We start from the raw sequence: 25,787 nt of genomic DNA, 5'->3' as shown, positions 1-25,787 counted from the left end.
GCCGATGCGTCACAGGTTTCTTCTACCAGTCGATTGGCTTGCCGTCGGCGAACAGGCCGCCGGTCGGCCCGTCGGGCGGCAGGGTGGCGAGCCACACGGGTGTTTCGGCACCTTCCTCGGGCGTCCGGTCGGTCTCGCCGTACGCCATCCTGGTGTTCATGCGTCCCGGTGAGCATGCGTTGACCAGGATGCCGGTGCCGGCGAGTTCAGCCGCGAGGACCCGGGTCAGTGCGTTCAGAGCCGCCTTGGACACGCGGTAGGAGACGTTGGTGTCGCCCATGGTGGCGAGTGAGGCGAGGTGGCTGCTGATGTTGACGATGCGGCCGTAGCCGTTCTTCTTCATCTCCGGCACGGCGGCCGCGCAGCAGCGCCACGCGCCCAGGAGGTTGGTGTCCAGGGCGCTGCGGACCCGCTCGAAGTCGGGGCTCGCCGCTGTCTGACCGCGGTCGATGGCGATACCGGCGTTGTTCACCAGGACGTCCAGCCGGCCATGTCGCTTTGCGGTGTCGGCGAAGGCACGCGCCACGCTGGCCGGGTCGTTGACGTCGAGTTGGTGGCCGCTGGCGGATAACCCCACCTTCGTCAGATGGGACACCACGTGGTCGACGGAATACTCGTTTCGGCCAGCGAGCACCACGTGCAGACCTTGCTCGGCCAGGTTGCGGGCGATGGCTGCGCCGAGCCCACGGTTGGCACCGGTCACTACGGCGACCTTGATGTCGTCAGCCATGGTCAGACCCCCAGGGTGGCAAGCTGGTCGTCAAGGGCGCGAGCGCGCGGGTCAGTGTCCATCTCTTCGACCAACTCTCTCCGTGATGGTGAGGCGGCGGGTGCGTGTTCGTGGATGATCTGTGACAGGACGCCCATGTGGTCGTTGTCTAGTACGACAGATTCTTCAGCGTGCTTCCCGGCGTTCACGATGGCAGGCAGGGGGTGATTCGGAGGAGCGGACGGCCCACGCAAGGTCCTATCTAGGCTCTGTCTCACATTCGTTTCACAGTGCCCTGCGCCGCGACGAACTCCGTCACCGATGCCGCTTTGCGGGCGTGGGGCTGAATTCGGCGGGCCAGTCCGGCGAAGCGTAGAGAGAGTCTCCCGGAACGGATGTCGCCGGCGGCTTCCGTCGCTGCGAGCGCGACGCGACCGGCCTCGTCGAACTCGCCGGCATACAACAGTGCTTCGGCCAGGCTGAGCTGGTCGAGGACGCGGTTGCGGGCCAGAGACACGCCGCGTAGGTCCAGGGCCTGGTTGAGTCGTTCGATGGCAGCCTCGGCGTGCCGGTTGTTGGCGCGGGCCAGGTCGGTGTAGGCGGCCCCGGTGAGGCTGTAGAGCTCCGCCTCGGTGACGTGCTGCGCTGCCCAGTTCGGCGTGCCCGTGTTGTCGACACGCGTGAACGCATCCTCAGCGTCGCCAACGGCACGACGCACCATGTCGGCGTCACCGACCTGCGCGTACGCCCAGGCGCGGATGCACGACTGGTTGGCGCGGTCGCCTGGGGTGAACAGGTCCCCGGCGCGCTTCGCGGCGGCGTCCAGCAGCGACAACGTCTTCTCGGGACGGCGTAGCTCGATGTTGTGGCCAGCCATCCGGACCACGGTGTGGCCCCCAGCGCGGTGTTGCCGGCGGCGGTGGCAGCGGACAGGGCTAGCCAGGCGTGCTCGTCTGCACTGCGGTGGTCACCGATGTCGCGGGCGATGTATGCGCCGAGCCCGGCGAGGTCGGCGATCGCGACGAGCAGCGCGGTGCGGACCTTCGGCTCGGAGGCAGCGGCGTGCATGGCGGCAGCCCGATCGAGCAACTGCGCGGCCGGCTGTTGAACGGCAGCTCCGCCGTGGCGGGACACCCAGCCGCGGTAGACGGCGGTGGAGTCGGCGATGTCTGCGACATGGTCCATGCCGACCCTGCGGGGCGTTTCCACCGAGGGGAGGGGCCAGCCAGCTACCGCCATGCCGGCCGCGCTGAGGGCCTGAAGTACCGTTCGCCGCCGCACGTCCTCACCGCCTTCCTGGTCTTCGCCCGCCAAGGCGAACAGCGCGCCGTTGGCACCGAGGGCCTGGTCCAGGCTGGCCGTCATGTCCGGGCCGGGCCGTCGGTGGCCGTTCTCCACCTTGCTCAGGTACCCCTGGTCGCAGGGCACCAGCTCTGCGAGCTGGTGCAGCGAGAGGTTGGCTTCCCGCCTCCGGCGGCGCAGCTCGGTACGGAAATTGTCGCTCACGGTGCTTCGCTCCTTGGCGATATGCCTCGCTGCTGGCATGGGGCAACCCCGTGGGGATCTGATTGCGCACTCGTACGGTCAATCTACACAGCCCGCTACGCCCTGATTGCCTCATGTGACCGCAGGGTGGATGGGGTGAACGGTCTCGACCCCGGGAGTGCAGAGTGGATCTGATCGAAGTGACGGCACTACGGCTCCGCTGCATCATCGGCGTACGGGCCGAGGAACGTCGTGACCTCAGCGACGTGGTCATCGACCTGGCCATCGGCACCGAGGCCCAGCCGGCTGCCCTCGTCGACGATGTCGCGGAGGTGTGGAACTACCGCACCGCCACCAAGGGCGTCATCGCCCTGGTCCAAGAGTCCGAGTGCCACACGATCGAGGCGCTGGCCGAGGCGATCGCGACGCACCTGTTGGACGATCACCACGCCCCGTACGCCAAGGTGCGGGTGTCCAAGCCCGGCGCGCTGCGGTTCGCCGACGACGTCGCCGTGGTCATCGAGCGGAGCACCCGGTGACCGCCCCGGCCGCCGTCCGGCCGGCCCGGGACCTGGTCGCCGCCGAGGAAGCCGCCCGCGCGTTCCTGGCCGCCCTGGGCTGGGACCTCAACACCCCGTCGACACGGGACACCCCCCGCAGGATGGCGAAGGCGTATGCCGATCTGGCCAGCCCGCGCCAGTTCACCCCCACTGCTTTCGACAACGAGGAAGGCTGCGACCAGCTGATCGTGCAGCAGGCGATCCCGTTCGCCAGTGTCTGTGAGCACCATTGTCTGCCGTTCGTCGGCAGCGTGGACTTCGGCTACTTGCCGGGTAGCCAGATCATCGGTCTGTCGAAGCTGGCCCGTGGCGTTGAGCTGTTCGCCCGGGGCCCGCAGGTGCAGGAGCGGTTGACCAGCCAGATCGCGAACTGGCTGGTGGAGACCCTGCGGCCGAAGGGTGTCGGGGTGGTGGTGCGCGCGGAGCACATGTGCATGCGGCTGCGCGGTGCACAGGTATCCGGCACGTTGACGATCACGTCGGCGCTGCGCGGGCTCGTGCTCGACGACCCGCGCACCCGGTCGGAGTTCTACTCCTTCGTCAACGCGGGGGCCGGCCGGTGACCGCCGTCATCGTGCTGCGCGGCGGTGAGTTCAGCTTCTGCGCCGCCCACGCCGGCCTACACGCCGACGGCTACGAGCCCTTGCACGGGCACACCTTCGTCGTCACGCTGCGCCTGGCCGGCCAGCCTGACGACAACGGCATGGTTACCGACTTCGGGCCCGTGAAGACGACCCTGCGGAGGGTTATCGCACCGCTGCGACGGCGGACCCTGGTCGCCGGCCGGGCCATGGGCGTCGACCTGAGCGTGCCCGACCAGGTGCGGTTCGGCGACTACACCCTGCCCGCCCGCGCGGTGGCCGTCCTGCCGGTGGCCAACACCACCACGGAGGCCATCGCCGGTCACCTCCTCGACCAGGTGCTGCTGCACGCCCCGGTGCCCGGACTGCACTGGGCGGAGCTGGACCTCGCGGAGGCCCCGGACGTCTCCGCGACCGTACGCCGGGTGCTCGCATGACCGCCCCGGCGTACCGCGCGAAGGTCGCGGCCCTGCTCGCCTACGTCACCGAGTCCCGCCTGATCGGTGCGCCCGTCGCGCCGGTCCGCGCCGACAGCCCGTGGGACATCTGGTGGGTCTGCTACCGCGCCCAGACACCAGCGCCCGACCTCGGCCTGCGGGTGCGGGCGCACCCCGGAGCATGCGGAAGGTGCTTCGACACGGCCACCGCCCTGACGCAAGCCGGCCCGGTACGGCACCCGGACTCGCTGACGCAGAGCCCCTGCGCCTGCCTCGTCGACTGGGCGAAGCTGATGCGCGCAGACGGAGGCGACACCGACTGGCCGCCACTGCGTGCCAGCGTCGCCATGGTCAAGCCCGGCGGCGACGCACCCGGAGTGCTGCGGGCGCTCAGCCGGGAGCACCTGGTCACCGCCGTCACCACGAGAACGTTGACGGCCTCCGATGCCCGCCGGCTCTACCCCGACGCGTACGGCGCAGAGTACGTCGCCCGGCAGGACGACTACCTCACCAGCAGCCCGGTCACCGTGTACGCCCTGCTGCTCAACGACGATGCCGCCCGGAGGCCGAAGGACCTCAAGCTGGGCATCCGGGCACAACTCGCCGACGGCGACGTGTTGCGCAACCACCTGCACATGCCGGACTCTCCGGGGGACGCGCTCTGCGACCTGGCCCACCTGATCAGCGACAACACCCGCGACGACCTGTACGGGAGGTACGACCGTGTCGCAGCTGAGCACCGGATTGCTCGCTACCGGGACTGTCTGGACTTCGGGTAGCGCCATGCTGGCGCTCGCCGCGTCCGACGGCACGATCCGCCAGCAGCCACTCTCGCTCGGCCAGCTCGTCGGCTGGAACCTGCACGGGCCGCGCCGCTGCATCGGCACCTGGAACGGCGAGACCCGGCGGCAGCAGCTGTGCCCGCACCGGCACCCAATCGAGGTGGACGCCTCCGCCAGCCAGTGCCCGCCCTGCCAAGCAGCGGACCCCGGCCGCCGGTTCGCCAGGGGTGACGATCTGACCGACCCCCGCACCTTCGGGCTGTACCTCGCCTGGTTCGCGCCCGGCCTGATCAAGGTCGGTCTCACCGCCGTCGACCGCGGCAACGACCGGCTCACCGAGCAGGCCGCCATCGCCTTCACCTGGCTCGCCGAAGGACCGTTTCCCGCTGTCCGTCGCGCCGAACGGCTGATCTCTGGGCTCGGCGAGTTCGGCGAGTCAGTCCGCCGAGACCGGAAGGTCAGCGCGTGGTGGCACCTCGGCGAGCCGCAGCAGCGCATCGAGCAGCTCCGCGACGCGTGGCACCGCACCGTGCCGCAGATCGCAGGAGACGCGCGGCTCACCGTCGCCAGGCCGCGCATGTGCGACCTGGCCGACACCTACGGCCTCAACACACGGCCGTCCCCTGCCCGGGAAATCGGGGCGCTTCGCGCCGACGTGACGCTGGTCGGCCGGATCAGCGCGGTTGCCGGCAGCGACCTCATCCTCGACACCATCGCCGGACCGGGCCTGCTGAACATTCGCACGCTCGCCGGCTGGACCCTGACCCGCGCGGACGTACGCGGTGCCGCCGCACCCCCGATGCGCGCCCTGAACCTGGTAGGAACCCATGAGCAGAACGTTCCCGAGACGCTCTTCTAGCCATCACGCCCGACTGGGCCGGCTCGTCGTCCTGGAGGGCATGCCCGGCTCCGGAAAGACCACTACCGCGAGCACCCTCGCAGCCGCCGGGTACGCCGTCGTCGGCGAGTACGTCACCCCCGGCGGGATCACGATTCCGATCCCGCACCATCCGCACGTCGGCGACGACGACGCGCACCAGACGAACTGGCTCCTCAAGCACCACCAGATCACTTCGGCGTCCCAGGCCGGGCCCGTCCTCAGCGACCGTGACTGGCTCTCCGCGCTGGCGTACGCCGCGTCGCTCGGCGACCAGGCGCTCCTGGCCAGCCGCGCGTCATGGGCGTACGGGCACCTGACCCTCGGCCATCTTGGCGTTCCCGACGCGTACCTCATCGTCGCTTGCAGCCCGCAGACGAGCCTGGCCCGCCGCGCCGATCGGCTCACCCCCGACCACCCGTGGAGCACCCCGTCCGGCCTCGCCCGGCTGGCCGACTTTTACACCGACCCGCCAGCGGTCATCGGCCGGACGCACCCAGCGCTGGCCGCGGAACTACGGGCCGCCTCGTGGCACCGGCTGCCGGCGGTCGACCTCACCACGATCCGCCAGCACGTCACCAGCCTGCTGACGACGCCATGACCCGCCGAACCCTCATCGTGTGCGTCCACGACGGCTTCTACGGCGCAGGCACCGGGGCCGGGTACGCCAACCGGGCGTTCCTGCGCGCAGTGATCCGACACCTCGCCCCGGACGTGCAACTGGTGGTCGCGCCGGTCCACCTGAATTCCACCAGCGCCGAGTACGACACGGCGTGGGCGGCCGACACCGCGCACACGCTCAGCAGCGTCGGCGCGCACGTCGCGCCCCTGCACAATGGCTCCGGCGGCATCACCCGCTTTGGTGGGCTGGCCGCATTCCAGCACCTCGCCGCCGAAGCCGGCCGGATCCTGCCGGAGATCGCCCCGCCGACCGGCGCACCCCCGGCGATCGTCGCGTTCGACGTGCCCTTCGCTGGCCTCGCGCTGCACCTGCCCGCGCCGTACCTGCCATGCCTGACGTACGTGCCCCGATCGAGCGCCCTCCAGCATGACCCCGGCAACACCGATCGCATCGACTACGAGCATCGCGGCTTGGCGGCGGCCATCGCCGGTGGTACCCGGATCGGGGTGATCTCCGAACACATGCGACGGCACCTGAACGGCGCCTTGGCGGTGCCGGCCGCAGCGATGGTCGACCTTCCCGACGGGCTCACTCTCGACGAGCGCCGCCCAATACCCCCAGCCGACGACCTGATACCCCCGGCCGCCAGAGCCGACTTCCTGCTATCGCTGGGCCGAGCGGAGCCCTACAAGGGCTTCGACGACCTCCTCGACGCACTGGCCCTACTGCGCAGCGATCATCCCGGCGGGCGCCTTCCGCACCTGGTGCTCGCGGCGGTCACCGACGGCGACTCGACCAACGACTACCAGCGGCACCTCGCCAGGAGGATCGCCGCCTTGCGCGACGTCACTCTCTACACCCGGTTCGACGCTCGGCTACGCACCCTACTGGCGCATCCCGGCTTGAGGGCGGTGGTGGTGCCGTCACGACAGGAGCCGTTCGGCCGCATCCCCCTGGAAGCGTTCGCCGCCGGTGCCGCGCCGATCGTGACCACCACCGCTGGCGGCCTGGCCGAGCAGGTGACAGACGGGGTCACCGGATTCACCAGCGAACCAGCCCGCCCTGACGCGCTGGCAGCCGCGATCGATCGGGCGCTGGCCACCACCCCGCAGCAGCGGGATCGGATGCGCCAGGCAGGCCAGAGCACGCTGAACTCCCGCTTCAACCACGACGCCGCGGTGGGCCGGTTTCTGGGTGAGGTCGCGCCGTGGGCTGTCCGCTAGTCGATCACGGCCGCCGGTGCCGTCGGCGACCCAACAGGCAGACCCCACCTGGTCGCTGCGACCCGGGCCGCCGCAGCCGCCTGCTCGGCTCCCGAGCCGCCCCACCCGAGCAGGAGAGGAACGTCGACCACCGGCACCAGTCGTCGCCCGAGCAGCCGGCCACCATCCGGGTCCGGGCGGCGCGCGTCGAATCCAACGATCCGCGCTGCCATCCGCAGGTACGCGTGGCCGCCGGCCAACTCGTGGCCGAGGAGCACCGGGTCGGTCAGGCGCACCTGGGACTCCTCGTCAGCCTCCCGGTGCAGGGTAGCGGCCGGATCGGCGTCGACCAGCTCAGGACTTCCGCCGGGGAGGTTGTGACCATCCGGCGTGTCCTGCACGAGCACCCGCCCATGCTCATCGAACAACCAGCCGTAGACCTGCACCACCGTGGCGGTCGGTGCCGGTCGGTCAGCGATCCACCGGAATGGGAGTGTGATGGACATGGCGGCAGGCTACGGGGTGGGTAGGCACACGTCGTGGAGGCCCGCCGAATTGATCGCGCCATGGGCGTGACCTGCTGCTCAGGCTCCTTCGGTCTGGAGTCTGCCGCTGGGGTGCGGCACCCGCCCTGGCTTTCGTGGCCACGCCGATACCGGAGGCAGCCGGTGTCGACCGGCTGCTTCCGGTAGAACGGCGCGCGCCCCGGTTACGGGGTCAGCGCGCCCTCCCGCAGGGCATCAGTGAAGGCCGTCCAACTCCGCGCAGTCACCGCGATCTGGCCACCCTGAGGGTCCTTGCTGTCCCGGACGAAGACCGCACCCTGGCGGGAGAGCAGGTTCGTCGCCACCTCGACGCAGTTTCCCTGGTTGCCGCTGCGGGTGCTCTTGTGCCAGCGGGCCGTCGTCATATCAGCCACGGGTGAATGCCTCCATCGCTTCGGTGATCAGCTTTCTCGACGAGTCCTCGTCGAGTGCTCGTGAGGTCACGTCGTTCCAGGCCAGCTCGTAGGCCGCAACCTCGGTCAGCTTGTTCAGATAGAGCGCGCCAGTGAGGCTGTCGACATAGACCAGCGGGGGTTCGAGGGGCTCCGAACTGCCTGGCAGAGCCGGGAATTGCAGGATGGTGAACGCAGAGTTCATTCCGCCATGCACGCCCGCCTCGAAGGTAAGGACCCTGAGCGAGACGCTCGGTGACCGGGTTACGTCGAGCAGGTGCTGTAGCTGGGCAGCCATGACCTTGGGACCGCCGACAGTTCGGCGGAGGACTGCCTCGCTCAGGACGATCGAGAGATGCGGCGGGCGGGGGTTGGACAGCAGGCGTTGACGCTCCAGACGAAAGTCGACTTGGCGGTCGACCTCCTGCTCGTCGATGAGACCCTGCGGCACGCCGGTCACCTCTCTGGCGTATGCGCGGATCTGGAGGAGGCCGGGCACGGACTCCGGTTCGTAGTTCCGGATGCGGTCGGCGCTGGCTTCCAGTCGTACGAACAGGCCGAACCAGCTCGGCAGGCTGGTGTTGGTGTAGTCGTGCCACCAGGCGCTCGCGCCATTGCTTCGAGTCTCGGCGGCGAGCGCGAGCAGGTCGGCGCGGTCGTCCGCGCTGGCCTCGTACAGCTCGCACATGGCCTTGACTTCGATGTCGCGGAACTTGACGCGGTGGTCGCCGGCCTCAATTCGATGGATCGTCGCGGGGCTGCGCTGGAGAAGCGTCGCTGCCTTCTCCTGACTCAACCCGGCCTCCTTGCGGAGCGCCGTCAACTTGCGGCCGATCCTCCGCCTCAACAGGGCCGATCCGTCCGTGTCGGACACGGAGCCTCCTATCACCGATTTGCCAAATAGCAGCATACAAACGAGGGGCCACTAGATCACAGTGCAATCTTTGCTGCCCTGACCAGGACTAACATCCCGCGATCAGCTTTAACATGCAACCTCCCTCATGATTTCTTCCATCATGATGTCTTGCATTCTGCCTAGTTGCATCACACGATGACAACCAGCAAGCGGGTGCGCAGAACAACCTCGCCACAGCGGCAGGAGCCGAGTGCAGGAACCGTGCTGTCCCCGTGCGGGGCAGTCCCTGCACCCCGCCAATCGAGGAGCACGGCCGGCTGCCAGGAAGACCCGGCTATCCGTTTCACACCCAGGGAGGTGATGGCATTGACCCGTATCAAGTGGTTCGTTCCTCGGGACGGGCAGCCGTACCAGCCGTTCGGCATCGATCGGGAGGGCGCGGCCACGCTCTACGGTCACCGGGGCGGTTGGAGCCGAACCGACGAGGCCACGGCCCAGGACGTGGCACGCGACAACCGCCGCTTCTGGGCCAGCCTCAGCCTCCCGACGCAGGCTCCCAACCGCCCGAAGCGACGCCGCTGGCGTTGGTGGCCACGCGCATGACCGGCAGCAACCATCCCCCGCCCCGGGTCGACCCCGGCACCCTGCTGCAACTTGACGGCGACGACTGGTCCTTCGGCCGCGGCCTCACACCCGGAGTCCACGTCGATGTCGTCCTGGTACGGCTACGCACCGACCTCGCCCATCTCAGTGACGAGTGGATGTGGGTCCTTGGCCACCGTCCACAGTGTGAGTACCCGCACGTGGAGCAGCACCCGCCCTGCCTGGAACTACGAGTCCGCATCACCGCACTGCGTCGTTACGGCCCCGCACGATGACCGGCGCCCACGAGAGCGACCACCCCGGCGCCCGGTACGACTCAGCCCGCAGGACGGTCCTCGGCCACCTCGGCCGCACCTGCTTCGAGTGCCGCGACGACGGGTGCGCGCAGCACCGGTGGGCCGTCGCGGAGTTGCGCGACCACCCGATAGGCCGTGGCCTCCTCCAACGTCACGGTCTCCTCGACCCCTCCGACGATCCGACCCAGGAAGGCCAGCAGCGGTGACTACTTCCCCCGCCGACGGCGACGAGCACACTCGGCCCGCCCACCACGCACCCGCCCATCGGCCGGCCCGCGCGGTCGCCACCGCACACCGTCAGCCGCCACTGATCGCCAACGACTTCTACTTCCTCGCCCACCACGATCAGACCGGGCAGCCCCGCCTGTTCCCCGCCGCGATCTCCCTCGGGCTGGCAGCCGGACTGCTCATGGAGTTGCACTACGCCGGCCGGATCAGCTTCTCCCAGGGCACGGTCCACGTCTGGCGCGACGGCCCCACCCCGGCGGACTGGCTGCAACACAAGATCCTCGACCGGATGCTCACCGAGCCGCAGAACACCCCCGTCCGGCAGTGGCTGTCGTACCTCGCCACCACCGCCGAGGAACAGGTCGCCCAGCGTATGACCCAGGCCGGTCTGCTCCGGGAGCAGACGACCGGCCCGAGGTGGCGACGGCGCACCGTCTACGTACCGACGGACATCAACACCGCTGCCTGGCCCTGGGCCCGCCTGTCCCAACAGCTCCGCAACCGCCGCGACCTCTTCGAGCACGACGTCCTACTCGCCGGCCTGGTCCTGCGCACCCAACTGGACACGGCGCTGCTCGACGGAGCCTCCTGGCTCGCCCGTGACTACCTGGCGCGCCTGGTCGGGCAGCTCTGGCCGCCCTGGCCGGAACTGCTCGGCGAACTCGGCGCCGCCGTCGGCGCAGCCGTGCTGAGCCACCGCACCTCCTGAGCGTGCGCGAACCATCGTCTGCCGCCGGTGGCGGCAGCACCTCATCGATCTCAAGAGACGTTCCATGACCAACGGAAAACCACGCCCACCTCGGGCCTCCACCGGTCGGGCCCGCTGGCCGCCGGGACAGGTGGGCGTCATCGTCGGTGTGCTGGTAGCAGCCGCCGTCGGCGGGGACCTCGCCGCGTGCGTGGCCCTCCTCGCCAGGCCGTTCGTGGCGGACTCCACGGCCACGCTGGTTCGCCTGCTCCGGCCGCTGCTCGGGCTGTTCATCGACGCGACGGTCCTCACCGGCGGCGGAACCTAGCCCACCGGCCAACGGCCCTGCCCGCCATCCCGTCACCTGTTCCTCATCGCCTGTTCCTCATCGCCTGTTCCTCATCGCCCCCGGGGGAGCCCCACCATGCCCGTTCCCGTTCTCCGTCCACCCGCACCCGGCACCGTTGCGGTGGCGGGGTCCTCCGCCATGGCCTACCACCGGATGGCCCGGCCGTGGGTCACCGCGTGGTGGCGTCCACCGCTGGCCGTCGCGGTGGCGCTCGCCCTGGTCGTGACCACCATGGCGGTCACTGCCGCCGTGGGCCGGTCGCTGCCGCCGCTGCCGGTACTCGGTGGGAACACCGCGTTGGCGTGGTCGTTCGTCGGCATCGCCGCCGCGTTGCCGCTGGTCCTGCTGACGGTCCGCTGGGTCGAGCGCCGGCCCGCCGGCACGGTCAGCAGCGTCGCCGGTCGCCTCCGCTGGCGGTGGCTGGCCGTCTGCCTGGCCGCCGCCGCGCCCATCGCCGCGCTGTCCCTCCTCGTCGGGGTCGTCGGGGTCGCGGCCTCGGCCGCCGCACCACCGTCGGATGCGGGGTCGACGTGGGTGGGCATCGGCCCGTACCTGGGCACCCTCGCCGTCGTCGGGGCCCTCATGATCGGGCAGGTCTGCACCGAGGAGTACCTCAGCCGGGGCATCCTCATGCAGAGCGTCGGCTGGTTCTGCCGCTCGCCGTGGCCGGGCATCACCGTCCAGGCCGCCCTGTTCGCCGCGCTCCACGGTGCCGGCACGGGGGCAGGGCTGGCGGCCACCTTCACGATCGGCGTCGCGCTCGGCTGGCTCGCCGTCCGCACCGGCGGGCTCGAAGCCGGCATCGCCTTCCACCTCGCCTCCAACGGCACCATCCTGCTCGTCGCCGCCGCCGTCAGCGACAACGACCCGAGCGCGAACCTGGCCGGTGCGCCCTGGCAGCTCGCCGCCGCCCAGGCCATCGGCGTCCTCGCCTACGCCTCCGTGACCCGCGTCCTGGCCGCCGTCGCACCCGCCGCCCTGTTCCCGCCCCACCCCACCACCTGACCCCGTCCCGATCCCCCCACCCGATCCGTATGGAAGAGAGCCCATGTCCCACTCCCGACCCGACACCATCTCCGCGACCCTGGCACGCGGTCGGCTCGGCATCCCCTCCGTCGTGTTCTTCGTGATCGCCGCCGCCGCGCCGCTGACCGTCGTCGCCGGAGGCGCGACCACCGGGTACGCCGTCACCGGTGTCACCGGCATCCCGGTGGCGTACTTCGTGGTCGCCGCCGTGCTCGCGCTCTTCGCGGTCGGCTACGTGGCGATGTCCCGACACATCGTCAACGCCGGAGCGTTCTACACCTACGTCACCCGGGGACTCGGCCGCCCGGCCGGCGTCGCCGCCGCAGCCGTCGCCCTGCTGGCGTACAACGCCATGCAGATCGGCCTGTACGGCGGCTTCGGCGCGGTCCTCGCCCAGTTCCTTCACGACCGGTACGGGTGGGCCGTCACCTGGTGGGTGTGCGCCCTGGCCGCCTGGGCGGCGGTGGCGGTCCTCGGGGTGCTGCGCATCGACCTCAACGGCACAGTCCTGGCCGTCATGCTGATCGCCGAGTGCGCGGTCGTGGTCGTCTTCGACGCCGTCATGGTCACCCACCCCGCCACCGGGGCCGTCACCGTCGACACCCTCGCCCCGACGCACGTCCTCACCGCCGGCATCGGCGCGGCGCTGGTCACCGCGATCACCGGGTTCGTGGGCTTCGAGGGCACCGTCGTGTTCTCCGAGGAGACGAAGGACCCGCGCCGCACCGTCGCCCGCGCCACCTACCTCGCCGTCGCGGTCACCGGCCTGCTCTACGGCCTGTCCGCCTGGGCGATGTCGGTCGCCACCGGCCCCGACCGGATCGTCGACGCCGCCCGCACCGACGGCACGGACCTCATCTTCCACCTGGTCTCCCCGCACCTCGGCGCGAGCGTCGTGACCATCGGCCGGGTCCTCTTCATCACCAGCCTGTTCGCCGCGCTGCTCAGCTTCCACCACACCGTGGCCCGGTACCTGTTCGCCCTCGGCCGGGAACGGGTCGTCCCCGCCCCGTTCGGCCGGACCAGCCGGCGCACCGGTGCGCCGAAGGTCGGCTCGATGGCCCAGAGCGGCCTCGCGTTGGCCGTCGGCGTCGGCTACGCGGTGGCCGATGCCGACCCGATCGTGCACCTGTTCTTCTGGGTCACCGTCACCGGCGGGCTCGGCGTCCTGATCCTGATGACCGTCACCTCCGCCGCCGTTGTCGGCTATTTCACCCGGACCAGCCTCCACGAGGGCCGGTGGCGGGGCACGGTCGCGCCGCTGACCGCCACGCTGGCGCTGGGCGCGATCCTCGCCGTCACCATCCGCGAGTTCGACACCCTGCTCGGCGTCGACCCGCACTCCCCGCTGCGCTGGCTCTTCCCCGCGGCCTACGCCGCCGCCGCGCTCCTCGGCGCGGTCTGGGCGCTGACCCTGCGCACCACGAACCCGCCCGTCTACGCCGCCATCGGCCTCGGCGCGGACAGCCACCCCCTCCCCGCACGTACCCCCGACGCCGCTCGCCAACCGGCCTGACCCCCACCGGAGCCACCATGACCAACACCAACACCAACACCGTCGCCGTGCGTCGCGCGACCAGCGCAGACGCCGGACCGCTGATCGCTGTCCTCGCCGAGGCGTTCCACGACGGACCCGTCGCCGACTGGCTGATCCCCGACCCCGCCGACCGGCGCGTGGTCTTCTACCGCTACTTCAGAGACGCGTTCCAGCACGGCCTGGCGCACGGCCACGTCGACACCACCGCCGACCTGTCCGCCGTGGCGATCTGGTACCCCCGGATCGACCCACCCCAGGGCCACACCCGGGAACGCCAGGAGGCGCTGGAACACACCACCGGCCCCTACGCGCCGAAGTTCACCCTGATGGAGGCCATGTTCGACGCCTTCCACCCCGACGAGCCACACCACTACCTCGCGTACCTCGCGGTAGACCCGGAGCAGCAGAACCGGGGCATCGGCGCGGCCCTGCTCCACGACCACCACCGGCACCTCGACCAGCTGGGCCTACCGGCGTACCTGGAGGCCAGCAACACCCGCAACCGGCAGCTCTACCGCCGGCTCGGCTACACCGCCGGCCCACCGCTGATCCTGCCCACCGACGGCCTGCCGATCTGGCGGATGTGGCGCGGCCGGCAAACCCCCACCGGCCGGTCACCGTTCCCGCCCGCCCCGCAGCCCCGACGGCGGACCCGGTGAACCCGGTGGCCGAGATCCGACCCGCGCAACCCGGCGACGTGCCCACGATCACCGCCCTGCTCGTCGAGGCCGTCACCGACGACCCCGTCGCCGAATGGCTGGTGCCCGACCCCGTCGAGCGGCAGACGGTCTTCCACGGCCTGCTGGCCATGGAGGTCGACCACGCCGTCGAGTGGGGCCACGTTGACGTCCCGCTCGACCTGACCGCAGTCGCGGTGTGGCACCGCCACCCCGTCCCCGACACCGCCGTGCTCTCCGAACACCACCTGGGCGTCTTCGCCGGCCGCGCGCTGCCCCGCTTCCGGCAGCTGCACGCACTCGTCGGCAGCTACCGATCCGACGCGCCGCACCACTGGCTGTCCTGGCTCCACGTCACCCCCACCCGACGGAGACAGGGCATCGGCGGGCACCTGCTCGACCGGCACCACCACCGTGTCGACCAGCTCGGCGACCCCTACGACACCGTGGTGACGACGGAGGCGGCCCGGGACTTCCTGAGCGGCCACGGCTACCGCGCCGGCCTGCCCCTACACCTGCCCAGCGGACCCCGGCTCTGGCCTCTCACCCGCAGCGGCAACCCGGCCGCCACCACGGAGAGCACCGGGTCCGCATCACCTGAACTGACCGTTCCCGACGACCTCCGCGACAGGAGGCGCTAACCATGACCAAGGTCCGAACCGCCGCCGGGTGGCAGCGGCCCACCCGCGCCCTGGTCTTCGCTCTCGTTCTCGCCGTCACCGTGCCCACCGCCTGCGCCCCCGTCCGCACTTCCACGCCATCCGCCGACGTGGCCGTGCAGCCGTCTGCCTCTTCGACACCGACGAACGAGCCGCAGACGGCGCAGGATCGGCTGCGCCTCCTGGCCGACGCGATCACACCGGTCGCAGCCGACACCGAGCCCGGCCCGCACACCTACCTGCACGTTCAGTCGTGGTCCCGAGCGACGACGGTCGTCAGCCGGTGGGACATCCGTCGCTGGAGCCAGCCGGACGGGTCCGGTCGGGTCATCGAGCGCCGGTTGCCCGACCGGGGAAATCTCACCCGGCTACCGGACGGCAGCGACCGGGACGCCCTCGCGGCAGCCCCCGTGGTGTCCGACGAGACATACGCACGCGGCGGCCTCGCGCGCCCCGGCTCCGAGCCGATTCCCGGCGATCGCGCCGGCCTCCAACAGCAACTCGGCACCATATCCCCGCCCGAGAACGGCCCCGGCTCGGTCATCACCGGCGTGGTGAGTCTGAACAACGAGCACTACCTCGGCCACCGACAGCGCCAAACCATCCTGCTGATCCTGGCCGACCTGCCCGGCATCACGATCGACACCACCACCGCCGACATCGCCGGCCGCACCGGGATCGCCGTGAGCCTCAACCACGACGGATCCACCAAACGCCTGATCATCCACCCGACGAGCGGGGAACTCCTCGCCTTCCAGGAAACCTTCAACGCCTGCCCCGCCCGAGGCAAGCCATGCCCCCGGCCCGGCCTGTTCGACTACCGGCTCTACCTCGAACGCAGCCGCAGCGCACCGGCCGACGGGTCACCCACAACACAGCGCTGAACCCGGCACCGGGAAGCCGTCGACACCACCTCGCGATGATGCGCGCCCCGGCACCCCTCAGTCTCGCCGCGTTCGTCGCGGCGATCCCTCCGGCACGGTGCCGGAGGGAACGAGAAAGGAACCCATGAAGATCACCCTGTACCGGCCGATCGCCACCGGCACGGCCATGCTCGGCCTGCTGGCCAGCGCCGCGCCGGCCTCGGCAGCACCGCTCGATCAGCAGCCCTCGCCCTCGGACGTCACGCCGTCCGTCGTCGGTGGACACGACGCCACCGAGGACTACCCCGGCATGGCGACGTTGCAGTACAACCGCAACGGAGTGTTCGGGCATCTGTGCGGTGCGACCCTCGTCGACCGCCGTCACGTCGTCACCAACGCACACTGTGTGACCGAACCCGACTCCGGCACCGTCGACCCAACGCTGTTGCAGGTCCGGATCGGCTCAGCCGATCGGACCAGCGGCGGCGTGGTCGTCGGCATCGAACGGGTCCTCCCACACGCCGAATGGGACTGGGGCACCGGCACCGACCGGGTCGCAGACGTGGCCGTGCTCCGCCTGAACAACCGGGTCAACCTCAAGCCCTTCACCATCGCCCCTCGCGTCACCGGACGAGGTGCGGTCACCCGCATCCTCGGCTGGGGATCGACCAAGACATCGGGCGAGGGACCGCTCCCGGTCACCCTTCAAGAGCTGGACACCACCGTCACGGGCAAGACGGCATGCGCGGCAGCGGGCATCACCGCCGGCGAGATCTGCATCGCGAACGTGAACGGCACCAACGGTGCCTGCTACGGCGACAGCGGCAGCCCCGCCCTCCAACGGCTCACCCCACGCACGTGGGCCGTCGTCGGCGGCGCAAGCCGCGAGACCGAACCCACCTGCGGAACGGGCCCAACCGTCTACACCTCCCTGCCCTACTACGCGGGCTGGATCCACCGAGTGATCGCCACCGGCAAGGTCCCGCCACGCACCACCCCCGCCGACAACACCCCCTCGGCAACCACCCCATCGCTGCGCTGGACCAGCACGGCGTAAACGCCTACGGCCCGGCCCGCCCCGGCAATCCCTCGCCGGGGCGGGCTGGCAGCAGCGAACCTCCAAATCCAGGACGCGGGACGCCATGACCGAGCAAGCCGGACGACTGAGCGTGATCGAAATCTCAGCGAGGTCGCTGCACGGCAGCCGACTGACGGGAGGTGTCTCGCAGCGCGCCATGCACAGCGGCAAGCTGCTCTCGCAGCTCGGCGACCTGCCGGGTGAGTTCTTGGTTGGGTGCGTGTTCGTGAATAATCCGTGACAGGACGCCCACGTGGTCATGCCTTCACCTAGAAAGTTGGCGGTGCTAGTCCAGGCACCAGCAGCTCTACGTCGTAATGCGCCTCCGCCAGTAAGCGAGGTCGTGGCGGGTGGCGAGAGTATGGGGATGGCCGGGTTCAAGAACTCGCAGCTGGTCGGCAAGTAGGTCAGCCAAAGCAGCAACAGCGGCAGCCGGATCCCCGGCCATCCCTTGCCAGTGGCCGAGCCTGTAACGGGTAGTAAGGGTATGGGAATGGTCGGGTCCAAGAACTCGCAGTCGGTCGGCAAGTAGGTCAGCCAAAGCAGCAACAGCGGCAGCCGGATCCCCGGCCATCCCTTGCCAGTGGGCAAGGTCGTGGCGGGTGGTGAGGGTATGGGGATGGTCGGGTCCGAGAACTCGCAGCTGGTCGGCAAGTAGGTCAGCCAAAGCAGCAACAGCGGCAGCCGGATCCCCGGACTCCCCCCGCCAGCAGGCGAGGTTGTTGCGGGTGGTGAGGGTGTGGGGATGGTCTGGGCCGAGGATCTGCAGACAGCCAGTTAACAGTTGCTCGAAGGCGGCGGCGGCACCAGCTGGGTCGCCGGCCTTCCCTTGCCAGCGGGCTAGGTAGTGGCGGGTGGTGAGGGTATGGGGATGGTCGGGTCCGAGAACTCGCAGCTGGTCGGCAAGTAGGTCAGCCAAAGCAGCAACAGCGGCAGCCGGATCCCCGGACTCCCCCCGCCAGGACGCGAGCCTGTAACGGGTAGTAAGGGTATCGGGATGGTCGGGCCCGACGACTCGCAGCTGGTCGGCAAGTAGGTCAGCCAAAGCGGCAACAGCGCCGACCGGATCCCCGGCCATCCCTCGCCAGCGGGCGAGGTTGCTCCGAGTGGACAGGGTGTCAGGGTGGTCAGGGCCGAGGATCCGCAGATAATCGGCGAGGAGTTCCTCGTAGGCGGTGGCGGCGCTGGTTGGGTCGCCGGCCCGGCCGCGCCAGTGGGCGATGTTGTGACGAGTGCCGAGGGTATGGGGATGGTCGGGGCCAAGGATCCTCAGCCGGTCGGTGAGGAGTCTCGCGAAGGTGGTGGCGGCGCCGGCCGGGTCGCCGGCTTCGCCACGCCAGTAGGCGATGCTGTGACGGGTAGTGAGGGTGTAGGGGTGGTCGAAACCGAGATGGGTGAGAGCGGTGGTGTGGAGTTGGTGGAAGTAGGCGACGGCGGCGTTGACTTGCCCCGTCTCGCCCAGGCTGTTCCCAGCCCGGATCAGCACGGCGTGTCCCCCGTTGTCCCACAAATGGTGTTGACTGGCGGTGTGCAGGCTGGCGGTGTTGGCCCGTAGTGTCTGTGCCGTCTGCTGATCAGATTCGATGGCGGGCCAGATGGCCAATAGCGCGTCGCCGGCCGTGAGCGCCGACATGGCGCTGTCCTTCTCGGGCGTAGTTTCGCGTACTGCGCGTTGCACTAGGGCGTGCACGCGGAGGGTGTCACCGTCGAGGGTGGCGAGGTGGAACCGGTGAAGATTCCGTAGTGCCTCTCGGACGTCGTCCTCTTCTACCGGCTGGTTGGTGCCGCGGCGGCTAGTCAGGTGGTTGCGCACGGCCTCGGTGGCAAACAGGATGGTGGGGATGCCGTTGGGGTCTAATAGCGCGGCCAGTTCCAGTACCAGCCTGGCCAGCCCTTGCGGTCTGACGGTGTCGGCAGCTGTGATGGACAGCGACCATGTGGCTGCCACGGTGGTCCGGTGCTCGTCGGGCAACTCACCTTCATCCGGAAGTAGATCAGGTAGATACTTGCGCTGGTCGGCCAGCCGGCGACGGTATGCGGCACAGTCCAGCTCTCGTTCCCGAATGAAGGCAGCGGCCTGTGCCAGGGCCAGGGGCAGTCGCCCGAGGTCCTCGACCAGCTCGGTGACCTCGGCCATCCGCTGCTCGTCGCCGATGGCACGAGTGAGGTAGTCGATCGCCTCGGCTTGCGTGAAAAGGCCCACCTCGATCAGCGTACGACTACCGGTGTTCAGACTGGCGTCGCGGCGGCGAGTGGTGACCACGGTGCGGCCGGCGCGATTGGCCGGCGGCCACAGGTTCTTGGCGTCGGCGAGGTTGTCAAGGTTGTCAAGCACAACCAACCACCGCTGGTCGGTGTCCTCTAGCCAGGTCAGGAACTGATCCGCCGCCCGCTGCGGATCGTGGTCCCGGTCGACCAGACCGAGTGCCGTGGCGGCCTCGGCGTAGCTGGCAACGATCGGGTCCCGGCCTGCCGCAGTGACCCACACGAGCACTTGCAACTCGTCGCGAATCTTGCGAGCGAACCACCCTGCTAGCTGTGTCTTACCAACCCCACCCATGCCGGACAGCACCTGCGTGAGTACCGCCTTCCGGCCCGCCTTCGCGGACTGGAACAGGGCAAGCCTTTCCCGGCGGTTCTGCCATGACGCTGCTGCCGGTGGAATCCGGCCCACCTGCACCCGGCCGGCAACCGAGGGCCGCCGCAGTCCCGCACCTGATGACCGCATCGCCATCGCCATGCCGACCACTGTCGCCACGGTTCCGACGATCCCGGCGATCCAACTCGCTTGCTCAGCACCGCCCCACCCCAGCTCCAGCGGGCCCCATTCCGACGAAAACCCCCAGACCACACCCCCCATGGCGGCACCAAGCAGGAGGACCCGCAGGGAACGCTGTGATCGCCGACCGAAAACCCCAGTCACCCCGCCATCATGGACAGTCGACGTGCGCCGTGACCACTCGCCCACGCGCCATCAAACTCCGACCGAACAACCGGTCACACTGACCTCCCCTGCTTTGATGGAGCTTGTCGGTTGGAAGGGGTCCAGACGAAGCCGGTGTCAGCGCCGACCGTGTCCGCGACGGTGGAGGCGCGGAAGCTCGGCTGGGTGCTCGCCACCGGCAGCCCCACCCCCGACGACACGCCAACCCCGAGCCCCAGCCCCAGCCCCAGCCCCAGCCCGAAGAAGACCAGCAAGCCGAAGCCTGCCCCCTACTACAAGAACTGCGACGCGGTCAGAGCGGCCGACGACGCTCCGTTGTTCGAGGGCGAGCCCGGCTACCGACCCGAGCTCGACCGGGACGGCGATGGGGAAGCCTGCGAACCGGGCGGCGGCAACGGCGACCTGGGCGGCTACAACGACACCAACGGCAACGTGTACTACGCCAACTGCACGGCGGTACGCGCGGCAGGTGCAGCCCCGATCCGACGCGGCGTCCCCGGGTACTCGCGAAAACTGGACCGGGACGGCGACGGGATCGGCTGCGAATAGTCCCAGGCCGGTTGCACAGCCTGGTGTTCGCCAACTCAGAACCCGTCAGCGACCGCAACGCAGTCCCTCCGCCTTCAGACCCAATGAGCGAACTGGGCCACCGTCGTCACCTCCACCCGCGCCTGCCGGCACCGCCCGCTCTCCCCTTCCGACTCAGGCGGAGGGGTTACACAAGCCGGACCAGCCTTGATTCTCGTGCGTGATCAGGAGGTGACTTGAATGGGCATTCATGTTTGACTACCTGCGTGGGGGCGGGGGGAGCACGGCTGTCGATCGACTGTGGTAGCGCGAGCACCGTGGCCGTGTTGGCGTGGGCTGATGGTGGGGCGTCGGTGTTGCCGTTCGACGGTCTGCCGTACCTGCCCAGTGGCTTGTTCTTGGCCGAGGGTGGGCAGGTGTGGACGGGGCGGCGGGCGTGGCAGGCCGCCGAGGCGCAGCCGCACCGGTTCGTACCGAATCCCCGCCGTGCCGGTGATGGCGAGTTGGTCGTCGACGGCGCTGAGGCGGAGGCGGTGGAGTTGGCGGCGGCGCCGTTGCGGCGGGCTGCTGCGGAGGCCGAGGGTGTTGTTGGTGAGCCGGTGCGGGACGTGCGGTTGGTGGTGCCGGCCAGGTGGGGGCCACGTCGGCGTACCTGGATGCGGCAGGTCGCGCACCGGGCAGGTCTCGGGCAGCCGCGCCTGGTGGAGGCTCCGGTGGCCGTCGCGGAGCATCTGGTGGCCACCGGTGTACGGCTGACGGTCGGATCGTTCGTTGTCGTGTGTGATGTCGGCGCGGGTGTCGAGGTGACGGTGCTGCGCCGAGGCCCGGCAGGGTTCGAGGTCCTCGCCACCCTCGCCGACCCTGCAGCCGGTGGTACTGCCGTCGACCTGGCGTTGACTGCTGCTGTACTCAACGGCCGGGAAGTACCTGCCGGCGGTATGGGCCAGTGGGTGATAGCGGAAAGCGTCCGGGTCGCGAAGGAAACCCTCGCTTCGCACCCGGCGGTCACGGTGCCGGTCGCCGGCCACCACCCGGTTATCGCGGACCGCGCCATGCTCGACGCCGCCGCCCACCCGGTCGTACGACGGGTCGCGGAGTTGACCCAGCAGTGCATCGCCGCCGCCGAACTGACCCCCAGCGACCTCGCAGGAATCTACTGCGTCGGCGGTAGCGCTCACCTCCCGCGCCTGGACACCGCCATCGCCGAGCACACGGGGATCACTCCGGTGCTGGTGGCGGAGCCTCAACTCGTCGCGGCGCGGGGCGCCGCCGAGGTGGGCGCTCCCGCAGCGGGGGTGAGTGCGGTGGAGGTGCCGGTGCCGCCGATCCGACGGGCCGTCGCTATCGCGGTGCCTGGCCTCGCCTCCCTGGCGCTGCTGTGGCAGGCACTGCTGACCGCCGAACGCAACAACACCCTCAGCGCGTACTACTACGTCCTGTTCAACCTAGGCGAGTTGACCATGGCGGCGGTGTTCGCCCTGGTGGCCTGCATTGCAGCGGGCACCATCCTCGGATCGTTGATCGCCGCCCGCAGCCCCACCCCCGAACTACGCACCGAAGGCGGGAAGGTCAGCATCGGCATCCTCGCCGGGGTCTCCCTCGGCGTCGCCATCGCCGCCCTCTACGCCGTCGTCATCAGCCAATACTTCGGCCTACCCCTGCGCGGGTTCCTCACCTGGGCGCTCTGGCCGATCGCCCCCACCGCCGTCCTCGCCGTGGTCATGGCGATGATCGCCGCCCGACAATGGCGTACACCCTCCGGCGGCTGGTCCGCGCTCCTGGCGACACCCACCGGCTCGGTCGTCACCGCCGCCGTGGGCATGGGACTCATCCAGTACGCACGCACTGCCGACCGATGGCCCCACCTGGTCGTGTGGCTCGACCTCACCGCCCGCGTGGGCGGACTTCTGCTCGGCATCGGCATTGTCATGGCGCTCGTGACCCCCCTGATGTTCCGCATCGTGCTCGCCGCCCCGGTAGCGGTGATCAGCGCCGCGATCGTCACCGGACAATCCACCGGCATCCTCGGCGTCAGCTACGCCATAGCCATCACCGTCTGGTGGGCAGCACGCGTATGGACCCGCCTCATCCACCCCACCACCAGCCCCACCGCCCTCAGCCCACCGGGTCGAGGCGGGTGACATGCGCTGGCCACGGCAACTGATGTCGCTGCTGTTCGTCCTGGCGTTCCTCGTCGGACCACCGGCGGTGCTCCTGACCGTGATCGGCCCGCCCCTTCGCGGCTGGCCCACCTCGGAGCAGTTGCGGGCCTGGTTGCAGCAGCCGTTGACCGAGGAGACCCTGACCGCCGGACTCGCCATCGGCGCGTGGCTGATCTGGCTGCTCGTCGCCTACACCGTCGCCGTCCGGATCATCATCCGCCTCCGCGCCACCACGGCATGGCTACGGCGGATGCCCCTTCCTACGCCTCTACAGGCGACGGCCAGTGGAATGGCCGGCGCAGCCGTCTTCGGCGTCACCACCAACACCATCACCGACGCCCCACCCCAACCCGCACAGCCCGCAGCAACAGGCACCGCCGCACTCCACGACGAGACCGCCCCGGACGACCATCGCGACCAGGCCGTACGCGAAGGCGGGGTCACAGTTGCCGGTGGCTGGCTGCCCCGGGACGTCGCCGAACAGGTCACCGCAGCCGCAGCACTGGTCTGGCTACGCCGCCGCCGCGACTACCAACCCCACCCCACCCACCCCGACGACACCGACCTCACCCCACTCCCGCCCACCGTCACCGCCGTCCAAGCCGCCCTCGCCGACACCCCCTCCACGCCGCCGTCAGACGAAAGCGCAGCCCCCCTCGAAGCCCTACCGGCCGGAGGCGTGGGCCTCACCGGACCGGGCGCGCTACCCGTCGGGCGAGGACTGCTGGTCACCGCCATCCTGGCCGGACAACGCCACAGCTCTACGTCGTTGATCGTCACCCAGGCAACCCTGGCCATCCTTCTCGGACCGGCCGCAGAGACACTTGGGCGACGCCTGCCGCTCACGATCGTCGACACCGCTGACGACGCAGCACAGCTACTCCAACCCGCCAGCTCCGTCGCTGGTAAAGCCATCCCTGGTCAGCGTCAGGGTGAGACGCCGAGTGAACATGGCCATCGGAAGATCGTGCTGCTGAACGACAACGACGGCAACGAGCAACAGTTGAAACAACTCGCCGAAACAGGTACCGCTACCGCTGCTCTCGTCGTCGTTCTGGGAGAACGGCCGGGCGGGCCAAACTGGCACGCCGACTCCACCGGCCACCTGCGCGACCCACACCACCCCGACATGCCGAGCCCACGGCTGTGCATCCTGGACCAGACGGCAACCACTGACCTACTCACCGTAATCGCCAGTCCCGACCCGGCACTACCCCACCCCGACAGCGGACGCCCACCGCTCCCCTACGCGGGACCACCAGAGCTGCCACTGCCACGACAGGTTGCCCGGCACGAACCTCCACACCCGTCCACCACACCCCGGCAGCGGCTTCATCTGCACGTCCTGGGCGACCCGCAACTGCTCATCGACGGCGAACCCCTGACCATCCGCCGCAGCGCCAGCCTCCAACTCCTCGTCTACCTCGCCATCCACCCCAACGGGGCCGACACCGCACAACTCACCGACGCCATCTGGCCAGGACTGCCCCGCCACTCCCTCACCGGCCGCCTCTACACCGCCCTCAGTGACCTCCGCAGCACCATCCGAACCGCAAGCCACCCATCCGTCATCGATCACACCGACGACCGCTACCACCTCAACCCCGCACACATCGACGTCGACCTGTGGCAACTTCACGCCACCCTCCACCACGCCGCCACCACCCTCACCCACACCACCACCGCCGCCTGGCAGACCGTCCTCGACGCCTACCCCGCCGACCTCGCCACCACCCGCACCTGGCCCTGGCTCGACCCCCACCGCGAAGCAACCCGCCGCCGAATCATCGACCTGTGCACCACCCTCGCCGCCAAGGAACCTGACCCACACCGCTCACTACAGTTGCTGCAGGACGGCATCCATATCGACCCGTACAACGCCGAACTTCACCGGCTCGCCAGCCGTGCCCTCACCGCCCTCGGCCGCCCCGAAGCGGCTGCCGAGCTACAGCTTCGCCACCGGCAGAGCCTCAGACGCGCTGACGTTGATAACCGGCCCTCCCACCTCATCTCTACCGGCATCATCCGCCAGTAGTCGACTCCTCGGTCAATGAGGCTCCCGGGCGTGGCCAATTCCTGCCTGAATCCGTGCGGTCGCCGTAGTCATGGCGCACCGCCACAATCGCGCCGTCTTCGTCCTCCCATCGGCTCGGTATCTGCGTCTGTGGCCATCTCTGGTTGGCTTCCAACCAGCCACCGGCATAAAGCCTCCCGAATGGTTTTCCATCGCTGGAACTCAAGGAGTAAGGCTGAATGGAAGACTATTTCTCGACCAACTCGAAGCGCAAACGATAGGAACCCAGTGGTTGACGCGGCGACGAGAAAGACGCGCACCATCGCGCACCTGAATGACTGTCCTTACAGTAAATTTTGAGGCTATGGATAGCAGCTATCGGCTGACGAGGTCCCTCCGTCGCCTCCGACGCCTGAATCCCCTCAAGCTTGACAGCGATCTCCTGCCCCGAGATTTCAGGCCGCACATGACGCGGACTGCGAGCGACTCCACTGTCGTCGATCCACACCACCTCGTAGTCGTCTTGCAGGTCGCCATGGAAGATCATCTTCGCCCACAGCGGGGCTGGATCGGACACAGGTGTTGATAGAAGCTGAGATTGCGGGTCACCCGGATCTCGAACACTGAAGCCGAGCCAGCAGTTGCCGGGTCGGAAATGCAGCTGCAGCGCTCGACGCGACTCGGTTGCCGCCGTCCGGGATTCTGATGCAGCCTGATACGTGAGGAATGCAGTAATCAGTGCGACGGCAGCCGCCGCGATGCCGATATCCTCTTCCGTCACAAGCTTCGGCCTTGAATGTCGGAGCCAGATCACGACAACTGCGCCCACCACCACGACCGACACGAAAGAGAACAGAGCCACCCTACGCTTCACTTGAGACATGTTGGCATGTCTCGGCAACCGTCAACATCCGGCACCTGGGACCGGCAAGATCGACCGAGGTGCGCGCCCCCATGGCTTCGACGTCACCGCTTCTCCACGCCCGCACCACTTGAGCACCTACTCCGGTAGCGCTGTGACCTGCGGTTGTGAGGTCGTGTAAGGAAGTGTGAGGTGCTGTAAGGTCCACAACCCGCCGTCGTCGCC

Annotated in this window: 29 protein-coding genes and 1 pseudogene; 21 read left to right on the top strand and 9 right to left on the bottom strand. The window is 69.5% G+C overall.

Annotation, left to right across the window (positions count from 1 at the left end):
- Positions 1-22: 22 nt before the first annotated feature.
- From J7462_RS23350 to J7462_RS33740, 3 genes and pseudogenes are all read right to left on the bottom strand, one after another.
- Positions 23-730: an SDR family oxidoreductase gene (locus J7462_RS23350; RefSeq protein ID WP_219466610.1), complete on the bottom strand. Its 708-nt coding sequence runs from the start codon at positions 728-730 to the stop codon at positions 23-25.
- A 253-nt stretch (positions 731-983) separates the two neighbouring features.
- Positions 984-1,586, bottom strand: a complete 603-nt coding sequence (locus J7462_RS32550) for a hypothetical protein (protein WP_255597867.1) — start codon at positions 1,584-1,586, stop codon at positions 984-986.
- A gap of 497 nt (positions 1,587-2,083) precedes the next feature.
- Positions 2,084-2,254: pseudogene (locus J7462_RS33740) on the bottom strand (helix-turn-helix domain-containing protein); the annotation flags it as partial.
- 125 nt (positions 2,255-2,379) lie between these two features.
- Here J7462_RS33740 and J7462_RS23340 point away from each other — a divergent pair.
- The 7 genes from J7462_RS23340 to J7462_RS23310 are packed head-to-tail and all read left to right on the top strand — an operon-like array spanning position 2,380 to position 7,276.
- The gene (locus J7462_RS23340) at positions 2,380-2,733 is read left to right on the top strand and encodes a dihydroneopterin aldolase (protein WP_219466604.1); all 354 of its coding nucleotides are present in this window, start codon (positions 2,380-2,382) and stop codon (positions 2,731-2,733) included.
- The gene (gene folE, locus J7462_RS23335) at positions 2,730-3,317 is read left to right on the top strand and encodes a GTP cyclohydrolase I (RefSeq protein ID WP_219466602.1); all 588 of its coding nucleotides are present in this window, start codon (positions 2,730-2,732) and stop codon (positions 3,315-3,317) included. The genes J7462_RS23340 and folE overlap by 4 nt, the downstream gene beginning before the upstream one ends.
- A complete protein-coding gene (locus tag J7462_RS23330) occupies positions 3,314-3,772 on the top strand; it encodes a 6-carboxytetrahydropterin synthase (RefSeq protein ID WP_219466598.1) in 459 nt (152 codons plus the stop codon). Before folE ends, J7462_RS23330 begins: the two co-directional genes overlap by 4 nt.
- Entirely contained in the window at positions 3,769-4,551 is a 783-nt protein-coding gene (locus tag J7462_RS23325; protein ID WP_219466597.1) for a hypothetical protein, read from the top strand. Before J7462_RS23330 ends, J7462_RS23325 begins: the two co-directional genes overlap by 4 nt.
- 4 nt (positions 4,552-4,555) lie before the next feature.
- On the top strand, positions 4,556-5,413 hold the full coding sequence (locus J7462_RS23320) for a DUF2797 domain-containing protein (RefSeq protein ID WP_219466596.1): 858 nt from the start codon (positions 4,556-4,558) through the stop codon (positions 5,411-5,413).
- On the top strand, positions 5,382-6,032 hold the full coding sequence (locus tag J7462_RS23315; RefSeq protein WP_255597865.1) for an AAA family ATPase: 651 nt from the start codon (positions 5,382-5,384) through the stop codon (positions 6,030-6,032). The genes J7462_RS23320 and J7462_RS23315 overlap by 32 nt, the downstream gene beginning before the upstream one ends.
- The gene (locus J7462_RS23310) at positions 6,029-7,276 is read left to right on the top strand and encodes a glycosyltransferase family 4 protein (RefSeq protein ID WP_219466583.1); all 1,248 of its coding nucleotides are present in this window, start codon (positions 6,029-6,031) and stop codon (positions 7,274-7,276) included. Before J7462_RS23315 ends, J7462_RS23310 begins: the two co-directional genes overlap by 4 nt.
- On the opposite strand, the gene J7462_RS23305 is transcribed toward J7462_RS23310, so the two are convergent.
- The 3 genes from J7462_RS23305 to J7462_RS23295 form a co-directional block, all read right to left on the bottom strand.
- Positions 7,273-7,761, bottom strand: a complete 489-nt coding sequence (locus J7462_RS23305; protein ID WP_219466580.1) for an NUDIX hydrolase — start codon at positions 7,759-7,761, stop codon at positions 7,273-7,275. The two genes, J7462_RS23310 and J7462_RS23305, sit on opposite strands and share 4 nt — an antisense overlap.
- Before the next feature lie 203 nt (positions 7,762-7,964).
- A complete protein-coding gene (locus J7462_RS23300; protein WP_219470629.1) occupies positions 7,965-8,165 on the bottom strand; it encodes a DUF397 domain-containing protein in 201 nt (66 codons plus the stop codon).
- A gap of 1 nt (position 8,166) precedes the next feature.
- Positions 8,167-9,102 (bottom strand): helix-turn-helix transcriptional regulator, encoded by a 936-nt coding sequence (locus tag J7462_RS23295; protein WP_219466577.1) that lies wholly within the window; start codon positions 9,100-9,102, stop codon positions 8,167-8,169.
- A gap of 306 nt (positions 9,103-9,408) precedes the next feature.
- On the opposite strand from J7462_RS23295, the gene J7462_RS23290 reads away from it, so the two are divergent.
- Both J7462_RS23290 and J7462_RS23285 read left to right on the top strand, forming a co-directional pair.
- Positions 9,409-9,651, top strand: coding sequence for a hypothetical protein (locus J7462_RS23290; protein ID WP_219466574.1), 243 nt, complete (start codon positions 9,409-9,411; stop codon positions 9,649-9,651).
- Positions 9,648-9,926, top strand: coding sequence for a hypothetical protein (locus J7462_RS23285; protein ID WP_219466571.1), 279 nt, complete (start codon positions 9,648-9,650; stop codon positions 9,924-9,926). The genes J7462_RS23290 and J7462_RS23285 overlap by 4 nt, the downstream gene beginning before the upstream one ends.
- A gap of 41 nt (positions 9,927-9,967) precedes the next feature.
- On the opposite strand, the gene J7462_RS32540 is transcribed toward J7462_RS23285, so the two are convergent.
- Complete coding sequence (locus tag J7462_RS32540; RefSeq protein ID WP_255597864.1) at positions 9,968-10,102, bottom strand: hypothetical protein; 135 nt, start codon at positions 10,100-10,102, stop codon at positions 9,968-9,970.
- 47 nt (positions 10,103-10,149) lie between these two features.
- On the opposite strand from J7462_RS32540, the gene J7462_RS23280 reads away from it, so the two are divergent.
- From J7462_RS23280 to J7462_RS23240, 9 genes are all read left to right on the top strand, one after another.
- A complete protein-coding gene (locus tag J7462_RS23280; RefSeq protein WP_219466568.1) occupies positions 10,150-10,884 on the top strand; it encodes a GPP34 family phosphoprotein in 735 nt (244 codons plus the stop codon).
- 64 nt (positions 10,885-10,948) lie between these two features.
- The gene (locus tag J7462_RS23275) at positions 10,949-11,191 is read left to right on the top strand and encodes a hypothetical protein (RefSeq protein ID WP_219466565.1); all 243 of its coding nucleotides are present in this window, start codon (positions 10,949-10,951) and stop codon (positions 11,189-11,191) included.
- A gap of 159 nt (positions 11,192-11,350) precedes the next feature.
- Positions 11,351-12,217 (top strand): CPBP family intramembrane glutamic endopeptidase, encoded by an 867-nt coding sequence (locus tag J7462_RS23270; protein WP_219466564.1) that lies wholly within the window; start codon positions 11,351-11,353, stop codon positions 12,215-12,217.
- A 43-nt stretch (positions 12,218-12,260) separates the two neighbouring features.
- The gene (locus J7462_RS23265; protein ID WP_219466562.1) at positions 12,261-13,754 is read left to right on the top strand and encodes an APC family permease; all 1,494 of its coding nucleotides are present in this window, start codon (positions 12,261-12,263) and stop codon (positions 13,752-13,754) included.
- A gap of 17 nt (positions 13,755-13,771) precedes the next feature.
- Positions 13,772-14,434, top strand: coding sequence for a GNAT family N-acetyltransferase (locus tag J7462_RS23260; RefSeq protein WP_219466560.1), 663 nt, complete (start codon positions 13,772-13,774; stop codon positions 14,432-14,434).
- Positions 14,435-14,439: 5 nt separating this feature from the next.
- On the top strand, positions 14,440-15,093 hold the full coding sequence (locus tag J7462_RS23255) for a GNAT family N-acetyltransferase (protein WP_219466555.1): 654 nt from the start codon (positions 14,440-14,442) through the stop codon (positions 15,091-15,093).
- 128 nt (positions 15,094-15,221) lie between these two features.
- On the top strand, positions 15,222-15,995 hold the full coding sequence (locus J7462_RS23250) for a hypothetical protein (RefSeq protein ID WP_219466552.1): 774 nt from the start codon (positions 15,222-15,224) through the stop codon (positions 15,993-15,995).
- 124 nt (positions 15,996-16,119) lie between these two features.
- The gene (locus tag J7462_RS23245) at positions 16,120-17,031 is read left to right on the top strand and encodes a trypsin-like serine protease (protein ID WP_219466550.1); all 912 of its coding nucleotides are present in this window, start codon (positions 16,120-16,122) and stop codon (positions 17,029-17,031) included.
- 85 nt (positions 17,032-17,116) lie between these two features.
- On the top strand, positions 17,117-17,293 hold the full coding sequence (locus J7462_RS23240) for a hypothetical protein (RefSeq protein WP_219466546.1): 177 nt from the start codon (positions 17,117-17,119) through the stop codon (positions 17,291-17,293).
- 66 nt (positions 17,294-17,359) lie between these two features.
- Here the strand turns inward: J7462_RS23240 and fxsT are convergent, their stop codons facing one another.
- A complete protein-coding gene (gene fxsT, locus J7462_RS23235) occupies positions 17,360-19,810 on the bottom strand; it encodes an FxSxx-COOH system tetratricopeptide repeat protein (RefSeq protein ID WP_219466543.1) in 2,451 nt (816 codons plus the stop codon).
- Between the two features lie 300 nt (positions 19,811-20,110).
- Between fxsT and J7462_RS23230 the strand changes: the two genes are divergently transcribed.
- The 3 genes from J7462_RS23230 to J7462_RS23220 all read left to right on the top strand — a co-directional run bounded on the left by J7462_RS23230 (position 20,111) and on the right by J7462_RS23220 (position 24,721).
- Positions 20,111-20,545 carry an excalibur calcium-binding domain-containing protein gene (locus tag J7462_RS23230; RefSeq protein WP_308291003.1) on the top strand — a complete coding sequence of 145 codons (435 nt, stop codon included), beginning with the start codon at positions 20,111-20,113 and terminating at the stop codon, positions 20,543-20,545.
- A gap of 302 nt (positions 20,546-20,847) precedes the next feature.
- On the top strand, positions 20,848-22,665 hold the full coding sequence (locus J7462_RS23225; protein ID WP_374197588.1) for an Hsp70 family protein: 1,818 nt from the start codon (positions 20,848-20,850) through the stop codon (positions 22,663-22,665).
- Position 22,666: 1 nt separating this feature from the next.
- The gene (locus J7462_RS23220) at positions 22,667-24,721 is read left to right on the top strand and encodes a hypothetical protein (protein WP_255599276.1); all 2,055 of its coding nucleotides are present in this window, start codon (positions 22,667-22,669) and stop codon (positions 24,719-24,721) included.
- Positions 24,722-24,947: 226 nt separating this feature from the next.
- Here J7462_RS23220 and J7462_RS23215 read toward each other — a convergent pair whose 3' ends face one another.
- The gene (locus tag J7462_RS23215; RefSeq protein WP_219466535.1) at positions 24,948-25,574 is read right to left on the bottom strand and encodes a hypothetical protein; all 627 of its coding nucleotides are present in this window, start codon (positions 25,572-25,574) and stop codon (positions 24,948-24,950) included.
- Positions 25,575-25,787 lie beyond the last annotated feature (213 nt).

Source organism: Micromonospora sp. RL09-050-HVF-A, from assembly GCF_019374995.1.
GTDB classification, from domain to species: domain Bacteria; phylum Actinomycetota; class Actinomycetes; order Mycobacteriales; family Micromonosporaceae; genus Micromonospora; species Micromonospora antibiotica.
This window is presented reverse-complemented; position numbering and strand designations above follow the sequence as displayed.

Excerpts from the sequence above, each read along its gene's own strand:
- J7462_RS23305 (WP_219466580.1), bottom strand. The coding sequence starts at position 7,761 with ATGTCCATCACACTCCCATTCCGGTGGATCGCTGACCGACCGGCACCG.
- J7462_RS23325 (WP_219466597.1), top strand. The coding sequence starts at position 3,769 with ATGACCGCCCCGGCGTACCGCGCGAAGGTCGCGGCCCTGCTCGCCTAC.
- J7462_RS23300 (WP_219470629.1), bottom strand. The coding sequence starts at position 8,165 with ATGACGACGGCCCGCTGGCACAAGAGCACCCGCAGCGGCAACCAGGGA.
- J7462_RS23350 (WP_219466610.1), bottom strand. The coding sequence starts at position 730 with ATGGCTGACGACATCAAGGTCGCCGTAGTGACCGGTGCCAACCGTGGG.
- J7462_RS23315 (WP_255597865.1), top strand. The coding sequence starts at position 5,382 with ATGAGCAGAACGTTCCCGAGACGCTCTTCTAGCCATCACGCCCGACTG.
- J7462_RS23320 (WP_219466596.1), top strand. The coding sequence starts at position 4,556 with ATGCTGGCGCTCGCCGCGTCCGACGGCACGATCCGCCAGCAGCCACTC.
- J7462_RS23270 (WP_219466564.1), top strand. The coding sequence starts at position 11,351 with ATGGCCTACCACCGGATGGCCCGGCCGTGGGTCACCGCGTGGTGGCGT.
- J7462_RS23285 (WP_219466571.1), top strand. The coding sequence starts at position 9,648 with ATGACCGGCAGCAACCATCCCCCGCCCCGGGTCGACCCCGGCACCCTG.
- J7462_RS23260 (WP_219466560.1), top strand. The coding sequence starts at position 13,772 with ATGACCAACACCAACACCAACACCGTCGCCGTGCGTCGCGCGACCAGC.
- J7462_RS32550 (WP_255597867.1), bottom strand. The coding sequence starts at position 1,586 with ATGGCTGGCCACAACATCGAGCTACGCCGTCCCGAGAAGACGTTGTCG.
- J7462_RS23240 (WP_219466546.1), top strand. The coding sequence starts at position 17,117 with ATGACCGAGCAAGCCGGACGACTGAGCGTGATCGAAATCTCAGCGAGG.
- J7462_RS23290 (WP_219466574.1), top strand. The coding sequence starts at position 9,409 with ATGGCATTGACCCGTATCAAGTGGTTCGTTCCTCGGGACGGGCAGCCG.
- J7462_RS23310 (WP_219466583.1), top strand. The coding sequence starts at position 6,029 with ATGACCCGCCGAACCCTCATCGTGTGCGTCCACGACGGCTTCTACGGC.
- J7462_RS23245 (WP_219466550.1), top strand. The coding sequence starts at position 16,120 with ATGAAGATCACCCTGTACCGGCCGATCGCCACCGGCACGGCCATGCTC.
- J7462_RS23220 (WP_255599276.1), top strand. The coding sequence starts at position 22,667 with ATGCGCTGGCCACGGCAACTGATGTCGCTGCTGTTCGTCCTGGCGTTC.
- J7462_RS23265 (WP_219466562.1), top strand. The coding sequence starts at position 12,261 with ATGTCCCACTCCCGACCCGACACCATCTCCGCGACCCTGGCACGCGGT.
- J7462_RS23295 (WP_219466577.1), bottom strand. The coding sequence starts at position 9,102 with ATGCTGCTATTTGGCAAATCGGTGATAGGAGGCTCCGTGTCCGACACG.
- J7462_RS23275 (WP_219466565.1), top strand. The coding sequence starts at position 10,949 with ATGACCAACGGAAAACCACGCCCACCTCGGGCCTCCACCGGTCGGGCC.